Consider the following 14,694-nt stretch of genomic DNA (forward strand, 5'->3'; position numbering starts at 1 on the left):
GTTGTAGGCAGAGACCTGACCTTTCGGTCTGCCATCCGGACTGCCAAGGGATCGCCTGAAACAGACGACTGTCCGGTGCCCTCCCCCCGTCCAACGCGGGGCTCCTGGTCATGCGTTCTTGCAGGTCAAGCACTTGCGAACACAGCCGGCGAATCCCGTTTCGGGGTTCTCCGGACACTGTGTTGCGATACCTGTTTTACAGGTACTGCATAGGGGTCCGTCAAGCTCACCGACGGAACCTCTTGGTTTTGCGCCGGGACTTCTTGGCGCACATTCAGAATCGCCCCAGGTCAGGGGAGTTGGTTACCCCCTACGTGGACAGCTCCCGATCAGCTGACTACCGTCAAGAGCTCCCTAGATGTCCCACGGAGGGATACAAGATGCCCAACGAGCGCTTGCGGTCAGCCCTGTTGGCCCGTGGCATGACCGTTCAGAGCCTCGCGGACGGGATCAAGGTCAACCCGAAGACCGTGGAACGCTGGATCACGCAGGGCAAGGTGCCGTACCGGCGCCATCAGTACGCCACGGCGGCTGCGCTCAACGTCGATGTGACGATGCTTTGGGAAGACTCCCGAGTTCAGGACTCCTCAGCCGACCTGAGCAAGGCTGAGATCACGACTGTCTACCCTCATCGGCACGTCGTGCCGTCGGACCTCTGGCGTGAGATGTGCGAGCGCGCCACGGAGCGCATCGACATCCTCGTGTACGCCGGCATCTACCTGGCTGAAGACCCCCTCTTCTTCTCGACCTTGAAAGAGAAGTCCAAGAGCGGCGTCCGCATCCGAGTGCTGATGGGCGATCCAGAGTGCGAGGCCGTCATTCGACGCGGCATCGACGAAGGGCATCGCGTCATGGACAGCAAGATCCGTAACGCACTACTCAACTACCGCCCTCTGTTCACCAGCCACCCCGAGATCACCTTCCGCTTGCACGACACGGTGCTCTACAACTCGATCTACCGCGCCGATGACGAGATGTTGGCCAACACGCACGTGTACGGCATCGGCGCTTACATGGCTCCCGTGCTTCACCTGCGGCGGCTCCCCGGCGGGGGTCTGTTCGACACGTTCGCCAATAGCGTTCAGCAGACCTGGGAAGGCGCCAGGCCAGTGACCGACCACGACATCACGGGAGCTTGAGCATGGGACGCATCGACTACCTGCACGACCCGGACGCCCCGCCGGCCAACTCAGTCGTGCCGTCGGTCGTCGCGTTCGTGCAGAACGACGCGGGGCAGGTGCTCATGATTCAGCGATCCGACAACGGGCGTTGGGCACTTCCCGGCGGTGGCCACGACGTCGGCGAATCCATCAGTGACACGGTGATTCGAGAGGTCTGGGAAGAGACGGGCATTAAGGCCGAAGTCGACGACCTGTCAGGGATCTACACCGACCCGGGTCATGTCATGCAGTACGACGACGGCGAGGTCCGCCAACAGTTCAGCATCTGCTTTCACGCCCGGCCGGTCGGCGGTGAGCTGCGTACGAGCAACGAGACAACACAAGTCCGCTGGGTCGCCCCAGCGGACTTGGCACAGTTGGATGTCCACCCCACGATGCGGATGCGTATCGAGCACGCGATGGACCGGACCCGGCGGTCCCCCTACATCGGCTGACGCTTGGCCGCGGCGACCCTTTCGAGTACACGCCCCGTGCTCGCCAGGATCTCGGGTTCGGCGCGGCGGATGAACGTACCGATCAGGCTTTCCGGCCCATACCGTCCCGTAATCTCGTTGACCCGATCCACGGGATTCGTGGGGGTACCGTCCGGCGTCGTGTTCATGTCGCAGTAGCAGAGGGCGTCGTTGAGGTGCGCACTCTCACGCGGGAACTCCCCCTCCAACTCGTCGCGCAGGCCACGTGCGTCGGCTTCCATCCATGAGCAGGAGTGATGCGCCACTAGGTGCACGACCCGCTCATCGGCGTTAGCGACATCTCGCAGGTAGCGGGCGCCGTCGAGCGGATGGAAACCGGTCTTGGCGAGGTCGGGTGCGTAACCGATGTCGTGCAGCACGGCCGCCGCTTCCAGTAGCTCGGCGTCGTCCCCGAGGATGAGCGCAATACTGCGCGCCCGCTCGGCGACACCGAGGCAATGCTTCCAGCGACGCGGCAACGGCTCAGCCAGCAGGGACTCAGCCAGGGGATACGCCCACTCCGTCAGCTCCGACAAGCTACGAACGCTCCTCTCGATTCGGCACCGCGCGGACGGTCCGCACCCTGCCCTGCCCTCCACTCGCCAACACGCCGGCGGCCTCCAGCTTGTCGAGCGCCTTGGTCACGGTGGGGCGCGAGACTCCGAACCTGATGGCGAGAGCGGATGCACTAGGGAACGGTGCCCCAACCATCAGACGATCATCCACGACGACGGCCGCGATCCGCTCAGTGAGAGGTCGGCGGTCGACTTGATCGCCGCTGCGGACGACGCGCCACCGCCCACCCGGCTCGGGTTCAGCGACGCCTTCCTTCTGGAGCACACCGAATGCACGGAGTACGACTCCGCGAGACACCCCGTGAGCTTGCATGAGGTCTGCCGCCGGCGGCAGCTTCATCATCCCCGGGTCGGCCTTGATCCGAGCCTTCACCGCCGCTGCAATCTCCAGGAAGGTCCCCCGAGGGCTCCCCTGCTGTGCCACTCGCTCTCCCTCTCCATCTACCCATCATCACAGCTAAGCCTCGCATGGTGCGACGCGCTTCGGACTCTGTGGTCGGGTGTACATAGGACAACTCGCTGCTGCAACTAAAGGTTTAGCAGGCAGACGCGCATCGCCGTGATCCACAGGAACAGCTGCACCCTGACACTCGGGGGTCCAATCGTTGGGTGCCGAAGTTCTCAGAGCGAGGTCAGGGCAATTAGGCCAACTGATCCGTACTTTCTTCATCCTCCACTTCAACAAGAGTTCTCCCCGTCGCCCGCTCGACTAGCTGAACTACCGTATCCAAGCGCTCATCAAGGAACGCCGTATAGTCATCCCTTGAGATTCCGCTCTCAGGACCAACCTTGATAGCGTGGGAGTTCAGAACAGACCGCAACTTGTCCTCACCGTATGCATCGGCCATGTCCTGCAAGTAGTCGCTTGGCGCCTTATCTTTGATGATTCTATTGGTCTCGGCATCGATCAAGCTGCGATTTAGCAAGAGCTCGGAGCTTTCCGCCGCCCCCGACCTCGCCAAAAAGGCCTTCGGAAAGATGTGATGCGAGTCGATTGGTGTCTCACCAACTCGATATGGAGTCATTGCCTGGCCAGTGTGAAAATCTTCCGCCCGGCTTTTGACGAGCAAACACATCAGCCCGGCGTACAGCGCCTTGCGACGGACTGAAGCGGACCTGAAGGTCGCCGCATCAAGCGGAAGATCCTCAATTGCCTCCGGCGCCCCTCCCTCACCCTTCGGTGCCCAATTCTTGAGGCGTGAATAGTCGGCGCCCGCTTGACTGTTAGCACCTTGATCATAGTTGGTCGTAAAGACACTGTTCCAGAAGAACCTCTGGATTCGTTCGGTGGCAGTGGCCCGATCAAGTGGCTCAAGTTCCATGATCTCTTGCCATACAGCCGCCATAGGGAAGAGGACCATGCCATAAGGCAGCCATTTTGCGTCGACCACGCCGCAGTCGGACTGGAGCATGTCAATGACTCCAGCGATGCCCTTAATTACAGGATTCCAGTGCTCACGAATGTCGTCAGCCGTCAACTTCTTTAGAATATCGGAGCGTTGAGCCGATCCGTGAGCCCGCAGAGTGACCGCCTGTAGCACGTTATAGGGGTCGATCTTGAAATCTACTAGAGCCCGATAGTTACTACGGGCTTCATCCCAGTACTCTCGGAGATTGACCCCTTGGGGATAGTAGCGCGCAGTCAATAGCTCGAACGGACCCAGCGGCTTTCCCGTCCGGTTAAGCGTCTCGAAGATGGTACAGACAGCCTCAATCGGCGTCGTTTCGGGAAGTGTCAGCGTCGGGAGTCCGTAGGAGCGCAGCGGAATTACATACTTATCCCGCATCTGCCGATAGAGGGACCTGAGAGCTTTAGCGTCAATAGACGCATCTCCCTCCTTCGCCGCATCCGCAAAATCGTCCAACCAGTCATCAAAACGACTCACATCAGAAATCGGAAAGTGGGAGAGCGTGAGGATGCCCTCGTTCTTCTTCCTCTGCGTTTCGGTCGAGGCCTTTGGGACCGAAATAATGGCGGTCTCAAAATCCACCTCGTGGAATTCTCTAATGGTCTTCTCGTCGAAATTTACGAATTCATCTACTTTCAGGTAATACAGCTCATCCCCTGTCCCTGTGAGTGCCTGATAGAGAGCAGTCAATCGCTGCTGACCGTCAAGCACTAGCTCGTCTGGCTTTTTTCCAGCAAGTTCCGGAGCACCTTCAAAATTTCTACTCGCAAAAAGCTCCTCACTTCCTTGCTTCCAAAGCAGGAGGGTACCTACAGGAAACTTGGAAATAATGGACTTAATTAGCTCTTCTGTTCTTGCCGCGTCCCATACAAAGTTCCTCTGGAAGTCTGGCAGAGCAACCTCGCCAGCCCTAATCCTCGTGACAATATTCGAAAGCTGCCGTGGTACAGGGTCGAAAATCGGGTCCGACTCATAGGCGCTAGTCATTGAGGATCTCCTCCGATTGGTCAGCGAAGGCTGACGTTTCACTACACGGTGATGAGTGAATCCTAGTGTGCCAACTGATGCAGCGTCAGCCTTTCGGTCAAGATAGAAAACTGGAGGCCCTGTGCCTCCATGGTGACCCTGACTTGTTGTGACCGCGATCTCGATCAAAGCCGTGAAGCTGACCAACCTCAGCAGGTGCCATGCCGAACACCGTAGACGAGGGCACTGACAACCCCTCTGGGCGCGACAAGTTCCCGACCAGCGCGGACGATCCCGCAAAGCGATCAACCTCGGCGCGGCAGGCCACAACTCCACGACCGAACTCGCTCAGCTAACGCAAAGGACCTACTCCAACTTTCTCCACAAGGGCGATCGTCTTTGAGACGCGTACGCTGCGCTTCCGATGGCCGATCTTGACGTGAAGTCGCCATGCGTTGGGAGTCCAACCGATCGCTTCCGCCATCAGTTCGGTTGCCGGGCAAGACCACTCGACGAGCGTGTTCCCTTCCAATCGAAACGGGAACTCCGTGGGAAACACGGGCCAGAGGGTGCGATGCGTGTCCCGCCAAGGCTTATCGTCGTACTGCCAAGAGACATCGAGTTGCCCAGCCTCGATCGTCGTAGCGGAGCGTCCCCTGTTCGACACAACGAGCCGAAGCACGTACTCGCCAGTCGAATACCTCACGATGTAGCACTGGACGCTAACCTTCGGACCTCCGGTCCGAAATGCGTAGAACGCGAGAATCAGCGAGGTGAGCGCCACGCTGAGTGACCCTAAGGCAACGGTCGGTGCCACGTCGGGACTGATGAGTTGCATCTACGCAATGTAGTCGTCCGGCTTCACGGGGATGTCACAGTGGGGCAACTGGGCAGTCACCCGGCAGAGCAAGCCGTCTCAGTTTCCGTCTCATTCATCGCCGTACGCCGCCGTCCAAGGCCGTTCAGCCTGCCTCAGCCGGCACATCATCCGTACGGAATTGAACGCACGTGAACACGACCGGATCAAGCTCTGACCAGCCCGGACAAACCTGCAAAGCGAGTTACGCGGGTTCGATTCCCGCCACGGCCTCCAGTAGTACGGCTGACCAGCATGCCGCTCGGTCCTCTGCCTGACCTCGCGGCCCCGCCGGTGCCGGTTGCCGGTTGAACTCTCGGCGTCGGAATCGGGGACACGCTGCCCTACCGTGGCGCCATGAGCGATCACTCCGAGGTGCCTGTCACGCCCGTCGAGGCCTATGAACCTCCGTACTACGTGGCCGTGTTCACCACGGTGCGAACCCAGGAGCAGAGCGGCTACGGCGAGACCAACGCGCGCATGGAGGACCTGGTGAAGGACATCCCCGGGTACCTGGGGATGGACCACGCTCAGACTCCGGGCGGGCTGGGGATCACCGTCGGGTACTTCCGCGACGCCGACGCCCTCGCCGAGTGGCGGACCAACGCCGAGCACCGCGCGGCACAGAAGCGCGGGCAGGCCGAGTGGTACCAGAGCTACACGCTGCACGTGGCGAAGGTGGAGCGGAGCCACGGGTTCGTGCGGGCGCAGGTTCCGCAGAGCCCTACAGCAGGCTGACCAACCGAAGTCCTGGACCAACGACCGACAGCGCTCGACCGACAGCACTGCCGTGCCGCAGCGATCCCCGACGAGCGGACCTTCGCCACCAAGGGAGAGCCGACCGAGACCAAGGGCCCGGAAATCGTACGCGCGTGCGGCGATCAGACCTTAAGATCACTCCGCCCGGCGTCCGCCGTGGCCACACACGCCTCCGAGACAGGCCGAAGACGATGACGAGTACCGCCCGCAAAGCGCCCCGGATCCTTGTCCGCTCCGCGCAGGTGGCGATAGGCGCGGCCGCCGTGGCGGACGTGTTCCGTGCGGCGGCGGTCCGGTCTCGCTACCTGCACGGCACGGATGCATCCGAGTCGGGCTTCATCTCCATGATCTTCGGCTATCTGACGACTCTCGCGGCCGTGCTGTTCCTCGTGTGGCTCGCCCGATCCCGGCGCAACGCGCAGGAGTTGTCGCCCGGGGCCTCGGTTCCGAGTCGGGGTCGGACGATCGGCATGTGGTTCATTCCAGTGGTCAATCTCTTTGTCCCTCGCGGGATCGTCCTCGCCATCGGGCGCGCGAGCTCCGCGTCGTGGGAGGAGAAGCGGGACACGACCCTGGTGAATGCGTGGTGGGCCACCTGGATCGGGCACGTGCTGGTGTTCGTGGTCGCGAGCCGGGTGACCCCGGGCTCGACGGCCTTCCTGGTGGTGGAGGAGGCACTCATGATCGCGGCGGCCGTACTGGCGGGGCTCGTGATCGAGCGCATCACGACGCTGCAGAACGCCGCACTCGGTGCCGCCGTTCCCGCCGAGCCCCTCGCCCAGGCGTGAGGTGCCGCCCTCCCCTCGGTTGAACACCCTCAAGGCGCCTCGGACTTAACCCCCACTCGCCACCCGCGCCCGCCACAGATCACGCAACAACGCGATCTCCGCCATGTGGTGAATGAACTCCAGGTTCGCCCCCGCCAGCACAGCGACGTACGGGTCGTCCGGGTCGGATCCGTACGGGTACTGGGAGAAGCCGACCACGTCCAGCTGGGCCTCTGTGACCGTGGTGACAGCCGCTCGCCAGCGGTCGATCACCGGCCAGAAGTGGTCCAGGGTCAGGGCGGCCGACGGCGTGAAGTCGACCATCTGCTTCGGGTCTTGACGTCGCTCACCGAACGTCCACTCCCACGCCCCCGCGAACTGGAAGTGCAGGTGCCCCAGTCGCCACGCGATGGTCGTGATCGGTGTCGTGTCGGGCTCCGGCTCGCCCGTGTGGGCGAGGATCTCCTCCACCCGTTCGACGGTCACGCTCCAGTCGTCGGCGATCTTGGCGACGGTCATGCCGTCGGCGGCCTGGCGGGCGACCTCGGCGTACTCGCTCGCCGGGATGTCCGCCGCGCCCAGGTCGAGGACCCACTCCCCCGGTCCGAACGCCCTCGGTGTCACCGCCTCGCTCCGGCGTCGGAGCGACCAGCAGTCGGGCGCCGGCTCCCAGAGGTACTCCTCGTCGCCGAGCCCCTTAAGCCGTACCTGTGCCATCTCCCGGGCCTTGTCGAACTGCTCCAGCAGCAAGCCCAAGCGGTCGGTCTCCACCTCTGCTCCCCTCGCCCGTGGCGTCCCGTACCCGCACCCTCACCCCGGTGCGGTCAGGCGGACGGTAACCGCTCGCCTCACTCGACGCGAACGATTTTCTCGGCCGGCCTACGCGCGCGTCACAGCACCCCGCCCGCCTCGTCCTGGAACGCCTCCGTCCAGTAGTGCGGGTGCGGGTGCAGATGGTGGCGGTCGCGGTCTGCCGCCCGGGGGGTCGTGCCCGTCGGGTCCACCCTCGACAGCGTCTGGAGCATCGTCGTCGCCAACTGGTCGTACGCCTCTGCCGTCAGCTCGCCCGACAGGTCCGCGTCGATCGCCTTCTCGCGGTGGAGCAGCCAGAGGGTGAAAGCGAGGGTCGAGACGTCCGTGTTCAACGGAGCCAGCGTCGCCTCGGGCTCGCTCCAGGTCAGGATCTCGCCCGTCGCGCCGTCCACCATCAGGCTGTTGTCCTCTATGAGGTAGCCGAGGCGGATCAACTGGTCGGCGCGGGGCGGGAGTTCCTCGGCGGGCTCGTCCTCGTAGAACTCGGCGAGGGTGGAGAGCGGGACGTCCGTGTCGAGTTGGAAGAGGAACGCGTCCTCGGGCAGGCCCGTCTCGCGCAGGAAGCGGCGGGTCGGTTCGTGGGTGAGCGTGGCGGGGAAGTCGACCTCCTCGAAGCGGGCGACCGTGCCCTGGCCGAACTCCTGGTCCAGCAGGCGGGCCGGGATGTCGAGGGTCAGCCCCGATGTCGTGCCCGGGCCGGCGACCAGTGCGAGCGGGCGGATCAGGGCCGCCGCCTTCCAGAAGGGGGGCACCTCGCCGTCCGTCTCCGACTCGAACACCGCGAGCAGTTGGCGTGATGCCTCCGCCGCCGTCTTCGTGCCGTGACGGCCCTCGTAGGACGCGAACTGGCCGCGCAGGTCGGTCAGTTCGTCCGTCGTCGTCGTGAAGCGCGTCAGCGTTTCGATCGACGGGGCCAGCGGGCCGGTCTCCATCAGGTCCGGGCGGTCGTGGAAGAAGTACGTCGTCGCGATCTCGCCCGTCTCGCCGTCGAGCAGGATGGACTCCGCCTCCCCGCCGTCGGGTCCCCAGAGCGCGCCTATCACCAGCTGGTCCCGGAGCTCCTCCGCCAGCGGGGCGGGGTCACCCATCGAGTCCGCCACCGTCCGCAGGCCCGCCCTGCGCAGCTCCTCGAACGTCAACAGGCCGCTGTCGCCCGGCAGTCCGGGACCCGTCAGCCAGCGGCGCGTCGACTCGTGCGTGATGTACGGATCGAGGTCGCCCTCGGTCAAGGTGATCATGGTCGCCGTAGAACCGGCGTCGGTCCTGCTCATTGTTCCCCCGTGCGTGAATCTTCCCCGTGTGGCACCGGCGCTCCGCTGTCGTCCCCACTGCCCAGAACACTACGCGGCACCACTGACAATGGCCCTGACCAGGCAAAACGCAGCGAAACGCCTCGCAGAGCGCGGAAACGTCCTAAACGTCCCCACCCATCAGACGCTCAGGTCACCCGCGAACGTTCCCGTCCCTCGACGATCGCGTCCACCGTCTCCCCCACCGTCAGCCCGGAGGTGTCCAGCCACAGGCCGATGCGCGGGGTCTCCGTCCGCAGCGCGCCGTCCAGTTCCTCGACCGTCCACGCGCCGTATCCGGTCTTCGCCCGGCCCGCCTCCCGTGCCGTCACGGTCGCCGGGGTCGGTGCGAGGACGATCACGTGCAGCGGGCGGGTGCGGATCAGGTCGACGTACGCCGGCAACTCCGCGCCCAGCACCACGTCCTGGACGACCGCCGTGAACCCGGCCTGCGCGTACGCGTCCGCCGTCGCCGCCGACAGCCGGTACCGCAACCGGAGTTGAGTCTCCCCCTCGCCGCCCGCACCGGGGACGTACTCCTCGCGTCCCGAGACGATCATCCGCCGGAAGACGTCACCCCGGACGTGCGCCGCCCTCGGCAGCCTCTCCGCCAGCGCCTGCGCGACCGTCGACTTGCCGGAGGCCATCACACCGGTGATGAGGACGACTCCCTCGAACACCCTGAAGCACCTTCCAGGACCCGCTCAAGTACCTTCCAGCACGGGCCGCTTAATGCCCGTACTGCCCCTGCCCCTGCCCGTACTGCTCGTTCGTCGTCACCACAGCCGCCTGCGGGCGGATCGGCAGCCGGTTCACGGGACGGCCTGTCGCCGCGCGCACCGCGGACGCGATCGCCGCCGGGGACGTGACCACGGGTACCGCGCTGACCGCCTTCGCACCGAAGGGGGCGACCACGTCACGTTCCTCGACGAGTTTCACGATCCGGATGTCGGGGGCGTCCAGGGCGGTGGGCAGGGCGTAGCCCGTGAGGTCGGGGTGGCGGATCAACCCGCGCGCGGTGCGTAGGTTTTCCGTCAGCGCGATACCGACACCCTGGGTGACACCGCCCTCGATACGGGCGACCAGTTGGGTCGGGTTCAGGATCCGGCCGACGTCCTGGGCGAGGGCCAACTCGACGACCCGTACGGAGCCGAGTTCGATGTCGACGTCGACGACCGCGCGGATCGCGCAGAAGGCGAGCCCTACGAAGGCGTCGCCCTGGCCCGCCTCGTCCAGGGGCTCGGTCGGGTGCGGGCGGCACTGGGCGGTGGCCCAGAGTTCCTTGCCGTCCAGGGCCTCGGTGACGGTCGTCGAGAGGACACCGTCGTAGGAGGTGATCTTGCCGTCGGTGATCTGGAGCAGCTCGGTCGACATCCCGAACTTGTGCGCCAGGGGCTGGAGCAGTTGGGTGCGGACCATTTTCGCGGCCCGTTCGACCGCGCCGCCCGAGACCCAGGTGTGGCGGCCTCGGCAACCGGGGCCGGCGGGAGGCTGATCGGTGTCCACGGGGGCGACGTGCACCTCGTCGATGCCGAGGGTCTCCTGGACGATCTGCCGGGCGAGCGTGGTGAAGCCCTGGCCGGTCTCGACGGCCGCGCACAGCACGGTCGCGATGCCGTCGTGGACCTTCACGGTGGCCGTGGAGACCTCGTCCGCGCCCTCGGCGCCGAGCATGTGCACCATGCCGAGGCCGTAGCCGACGCCCCGGCGTACCGCGCCCGGTTCGCCCGCGCCCTCGGGGCCGCCGGGCAGCAGCCACTCGTCCGCGGGGGTGTCCTTGGGGAGCTGCGGCAGCGGGAAGTCCCGTACGGCCTGGAGGAGTTCGGCGACCGGCGCCGGGCAGGTCACGGTCTGGCCGGTCGGCAGGACGTCCCCGGTGGCCATGGCGTTGCGCAGGCGCAGTTCGGCCGGGTCCATGGCGAGCTTCTTGGCGAGCTTGTCCATCTGCGCCTCGTAGGCGGCGCAGACCTGCATGGCGCCCTCGCCCCTGACGTGTCCCGAGGGCGGGTTGTTGGTGCGCACGGCCCAGCCCTCGATGAAGGCGTTCGGGACGACGTACGGGCCGCAGGCGAAGGAGACGGCGGCGGCCAGTGCCTCCGAGGAGGTGTCGGCGTAGGCGCCCGCGTCGAGCAGCACCTGGGCCTCGACCTTGACCAGCCTGCCGTCCTCGTCGGCGTGGTGGCGGTAGCGCAGCAGGGTGGGGTGGCGGTGGGTGTGGCCGAGGAAGGACTCCTCGCGCGTGGCGGTGAGTTTGACCGGGCAGCCGGTCTTCAGGGCCAGCAGTCCGAGCGGGAGTTGGAAGCCCTGGTCCTCGCGGTCGGCGGTGGCTCCGGGGACGCCGGTGACGACGACCTTCACGCGGTCGGGCTCCAGGCCGTAGCAGGCGGCGGCCGTGTCGCGGTCGTTGTGCGGGTCCGTGGAGGCGATGTACAGCTCGACGCCGCCGTCGGGGCGGGGTACGGCGAGGCCGGCCTCGGCGCCGATGGGGGCGGGGTCCTGGCGGCCGATGCGGTACAGGCCCTCGACGACGATGTCGGCGGTCGCGTCCGGGTCGCCGTGGCGCAGCGGGATGTGCCGGATCAGGTTGCCGTCGGGGTGCAGCGGCTCGGCCTCGAAGGCCTGCTCGGGGTCGGTCACCGGGTCGAGTACTTCGTACTCGACCATGATGGCCGCGGCGGCCATCCGCGCGGTGTCGGGGTGGTCGGCGGCGACCGCGGCGATGGGCTCCCCGTGGTGGCGTACGACCTCGGAGGCGAACACCGGACGGTCGGCGGTGCCCCGGCCGTAGCGGTCCCTGCCCGGCACGTCCTCGTGGGTGATGACGGCCCGTACGCCGGGCATGTCGAGCGCGTGGGACGTGTCGACGGACACGATGCGCGCGTGCGGGTGCGGCGAGCGCAGGACGGCCGCCCAGAGGAGGCCCTCGGCCCACAGGTCGGCCGCGTACGGGAAGGTGCCCTCGGTCTTGGCGCGGGCGTCGGCGGCCGGGAGCGAGGCGCCCAGGCCGTGGCCCGGCAGCTCCGGGGCGGGCGCGACCTCCGTGGTCGCGGTGGCGGCTTCGTTGCTCACGCCTGACCTCCGTCCTGGCCGTAGACCTGGTCCTGCGTGCGCGGGGACTCGAACGCCGACTGGTGGACGCCACCGCCCCCGGGGCCCGCCTGGTGGGGAATACGCGCCTCGTCGCCGTCCGACTCAGGTTCGGCGGCAGCGGCGTGCGCCTCACGTTCGGCGACGACTTCCTGTACGGCGTCCAGGACACCCCGGTAGCCGGAGCAGCGGCACAGGTTGCCGCACAGTGCCTGGCGCGCCTCCAGTTCGGTGGGCGCGGGGTTGCCCTCCAGGAGGTCGTGCACGGTCATCGCCATGCCGGGCACGCAGAAACCGCACTGCACGGCCCCGCACTTGGCGAGCGCCCGCTGCACGTCGGAGGACTGTCCCTCGACGGCCAGGCCCTCGACCGTACGGACCTCGCTGCCGGCGGCGGTCACGGCGGGCACCAGGCAGGAGGCGACGAGCCGTCCGTCGACCTGGACGTTGCAAGCCCCGCACTCGCCCTGCGAGCAGCCGTCCTTGGCGCCCGCGAGCCCGAGGCGTTCGCGCAGCACGTACAGCAGCGACTCGCCGATCCAGGCGTCGGTGACGGGCCGGTCGGCGCCGTTGACGCGCAACACGTAGGAAGCGAGCGGGTGTTCGTCGCCGGGGATCTTCGGGGCCGGCTCGGCGGCCTCGTCCGGCGCGTCGGGCTCGACGGCCGTCACGGGCGCCTCAGCGGCCTCCGGAGCTGCTTCGGCATCCTCGGCCGCGTCGACCGCCGCGGACGCCTCAGCGGGCCCCTCAGTGCCCTCCGCGGCCCCTTCGCCGTCGTCGCCCGTCCCACCGCTCCCATGAGCCGACTGTGCGTCGGCCGCGGCGAGTTCGGCGGCGGTGTCGTCGTGGCGGTCGGCGCGCGCGTCGCCGTAGGGGTCGGCGGCGGCGTCGGTCCGGGTGTGCGCGTACGGGTCGCCGGGTTCGCCGTACGGCTGCCGGGTCGCTTCGGTGGGCGGTCGGGTGGCGGCCCGCGCCGACACCTCGCCGGCCGTGCGCGTGCCGGACCGGTCGGCCGGGTGTTCCAGGCCGCGTCCGTCGGTGTGCTCGGACGGCTCCACGTGCGGCCGCTCCGCCACTCCCGCGTCCGACGCCTGCTGTGCCCAGGGCTGGCCCGCGCCGTCCGTCGCCCAGGGCGCGGGAGCGCCGCCGGGCAGGGTGGCCGGCGGGGTGCCGCCCCACTGCTCGACCAGGGCCGAGGTGGTGAACTCGCCCGATTCGTCCGGGAGATCACCACCGGCCACGGGGATCGACCACTCCCCGGTCACGTCGCGACCGGGAGCGGCGCCCGCGTCCGGCGCGTTGGTGTCCTGGAAGGTCCACTGGCCGGTGGCCCCGGGGCGGTACGAGAACTGATCCCCTCCGGCCGTCCCCTGCTGCGGTACGGCGTTCGGGTCGGGCCACTGGACGCCCTCGGCGGGCATCGCCCAGGAGCCGGTGCCCGACGGGTCGTCGGCGTCCGGGGCGGGGGTGGCCGTGATGGGCGGCGGCACATAGCCGTGGCCCGGGGCGGCCAGGAGGGCGTCGATGCCCCCTTCGGGGAGTTTCACGAAGGCCGTGGCGCCGTCGTCGTAGTCGCCCTGGGGCAGCGGGTCCCAGCGTCCGCCGCCCTGGGGGGTGCCCTCTCCGTGCTGGTCGTCGGTCACGACAGCGCCCTCCCGAGTGCTCGTCGGGCCAGTGCGGCGACGGTGCGCCGCAGGTGCAGTACCGCGGGCGGAAGCTGTTCCACGGAGCCGTCCTCGGCCGGTACCGGGTCGGGGATGCAGGCCGCGGCGACGTACTCCCCGAAGGCGCTCAGCGCCTCGGGGACGATCGTGCGGCTGTTGTCCCAGTCGATCAGCCGGGCCACCCACTGTTCGGCGTCCAGCGGTCTGAGCGGCATCGGCGCTATGGCTCCGACGGCGCACCTGACCCCGCGCCGGGCGGGGTCGAGGACGACCGCGACGGACGCGACCGAGCGCCCGGGGCCGGTCCGGCCGGTGGCCTTCAGGAAGACCTGCGGGGCGTGCAGCAGGGGCACGCGCACGAAGCCGATGAGTTCGCCGCCGCGCAGCATCTCCACACCGGCCAGGAGGTGCGACACCGGGATCTCCCGGCGGGCTCCGTCCTGGCCCGCGATGATCAGCGTCGCCTCCAGGGCGGCCAGTACGGGCAGCGCGTCCCCGGTGGGCGCGGCCGAGGCGATGTTGCCGCCCAGGGTGCCCGCGTTGCGGATCTGCGGCGGGCCCGCCGCACGCGCGGAGGCGGCGAGCGCCGGGATGAGGGCGGCGAAGTCGGGGCGGCCCATACGGGCATGCGTGAGGCCCGCGCCGAGCAGCGCGTGCCCGTCCTGGTACTGCCAGCCGCGGATCTCGCTGATCCGGCCCAGGCCGACCAGCGCGCTGGGCCTGAGCTGGCCCGAGTTGACGGCCGCCATGAGGTCGGTGCCGCCGGCCACGGGGACGGCCGTGGGCAGGGCCGTGAGCGCCGCCACGGCCTCGTCCAGCGTCGTGGGCAGCGTGACGGACTGCCCCGCCTGCGGTGCGTGCGTGGTCAAACCGGCT

At 67.4% G+C, this 14,694-nt stretch carries 13 protein-coding genes; 4 read left to right on the forward strand and 9 right to left on the reverse strand.

Going from position 1 to position 14,694, the window contains the following annotated elements; genetic code table 11:
• The first annotated feature begins 380 nt into the window (after window positions 1–380).
• Both ACFWP5_RS22840 and ACFWP5_RS22845 read left to right on the forward strand, forming a co-directional pair.
• Window positions 381–1,139, forward strand: coding sequence for an XRE family transcriptional regulator (locus tag ACFWP5_RS22840; protein ID WP_384159433.1), 759 nt, complete (start codon window positions 381–383; stop codon window positions 1,137–1,139).
• Between the two features lie 2 nt (window positions 1,140–1,141).
• A complete protein-coding gene (locus tag ACFWP5_RS22845; RefSeq protein WP_384159436.1) occupies window positions 1,142–1,615 on the forward strand; it encodes an NUDIX domain-containing protein in 474 nt (157 codons plus the stop codon).
• Here the strand turns inward: ACFWP5_RS22845 and ACFWP5_RS22850 are convergent.
• From ACFWP5_RS22850 to ACFWP5_RS22860, 3 genes are all read right to left on the reverse strand, one after another.
• Window positions 1,603–2,169, reverse strand: coding sequence for an HD domain-containing protein (locus ACFWP5_RS22850; RefSeq protein ID WP_384159438.1), 567 nt, complete (start codon window positions 2,167–2,169; stop codon window positions 1,603–1,605). The genes ACFWP5_RS22845 and ACFWP5_RS22850 overlap by 13 nt on opposite strands.
• A gap of 1 nt (window position 2,170) precedes the next feature.
• Window positions 2,171–2,551, reverse strand: coding sequence for a GntR family transcriptional regulator (locus ACFWP5_RS22855; protein ID WP_384159553.1), 381 nt, complete (start codon window positions 2,549–2,551; stop codon window positions 2,171–2,173).
• 298 nt (window positions 2,552–2,849) lie between these two features.
• Window positions 2,850–4,604, reverse strand: a complete 1,755-nt coding sequence (locus ACFWP5_RS22860) for a DUF262 domain-containing protein (RefSeq protein WP_384159441.1) — start codon at window positions 4,602–4,604, stop codon at window positions 2,850–2,852.
• 1,192 nt (window positions 4,605–5,796) lie between these two features.
• Between ACFWP5_RS22860 and ACFWP5_RS22865 the strand changes: the two genes are divergently transcribed.
• Together ACFWP5_RS22865 and ACFWP5_RS22870 are read left to right on the forward strand one after the other, a co-directional pair.
• The gene (locus ACFWP5_RS22865) at window positions 5,797–6,177 is read left to right on the forward strand and encodes an antibiotic biosynthesis monooxygenase family protein (RefSeq protein WP_384159443.1); all 381 of its coding nucleotides are present in this window, start codon (window positions 5,797–5,799) and stop codon (window positions 6,175–6,177) included.
• A 212-nt stretch (window positions 6,178–6,389) separates the two neighbouring features.
• Window positions 6,390–6,986: a DUF4328 domain-containing protein gene (locus ACFWP5_RS22870; RefSeq protein WP_384159446.1), complete on the forward strand. Its 597-nt coding sequence runs from the start codon at window positions 6,390–6,392 to the stop codon at window positions 6,984–6,986.
• A gap of 45 nt (window positions 6,987–7,031) precedes the next feature.
• Here the strand turns inward: ACFWP5_RS22870 and ACFWP5_RS22875 are convergent, their stop codons facing one another.
• The 6 genes from ACFWP5_RS22875 to ACFWP5_RS22900 all read right to left on the reverse strand — a co-directional run bounded on the left by ACFWP5_RS22875 (window position 7,032) and on the right by ACFWP5_RS22900 (window position 14,687).
• Window positions 7,032–7,736: a DinB family protein gene (locus ACFWP5_RS22875; RefSeq protein ID WP_384159449.1), complete on the reverse strand. Its 705-nt coding sequence runs from the start codon at window positions 7,734–7,736 to the stop codon at window positions 7,032–7,034.
• 119 nt (window positions 7,737–7,855) lie between these two features.
• Window positions 7,856–9,049, reverse strand: coding sequence for an SUKH-4 family immunity protein (locus ACFWP5_RS22880; protein WP_384159452.1), 1,194 nt, complete (start codon window positions 9,047–9,049; stop codon window positions 7,856–7,858).
• Window positions 9,050–9,216: 167 nt separating this feature from the next.
• Window positions 9,217–9,747 carry an AAA family ATPase gene (locus tag ACFWP5_RS22885; protein ID WP_384159454.1) on the reverse strand — a complete coding sequence of 177 codons (531 nt, stop codon included), beginning with the start codon at window positions 9,745–9,747 and terminating at the stop codon, window positions 9,217–9,219.
• Between the two features lie 49 nt (window positions 9,748–9,796).
• Window positions 9,797–12,136, reverse strand: a complete 2,340-nt coding sequence (locus tag ACFWP5_RS22890) for a xanthine dehydrogenase family protein molybdopterin-binding subunit (RefSeq protein ID WP_384159457.1) — start codon at window positions 12,134–12,136, stop codon at window positions 9,797–9,799.
• Window positions 12,133–13,797: a 2Fe-2S iron-sulfur cluster-binding protein gene (locus tag ACFWP5_RS22895; protein ID WP_384159460.1), complete on the reverse strand. Its 1,665-nt coding sequence runs from the start codon at window positions 13,795–13,797 to the stop codon at window positions 12,133–12,135. The genes ACFWP5_RS22890 and ACFWP5_RS22895 overlap by 4 nt, the downstream gene beginning before the upstream one ends.
• Window positions 13,794–14,687, reverse strand: a complete 894-nt coding sequence (locus ACFWP5_RS22900; protein ID WP_019056386.1) for a xanthine dehydrogenase family protein subunit M — start codon at window positions 14,685–14,687, stop codon at window positions 13,794–13,796. Before ACFWP5_RS22900 ends, ACFWP5_RS22895 begins: the two co-directional genes overlap by 4 nt.
• Window positions 14,688–14,694: the final 7 nt, after the last annotated feature.

This window comes from Streptomyces sp. NPDC058469 (genome assembly GCF_042721125.1).
Lineage (GTDB): Bacteria > Actinomycetota > Actinomycetes > Streptomycetales > Streptomycetaceae > Streptomyces.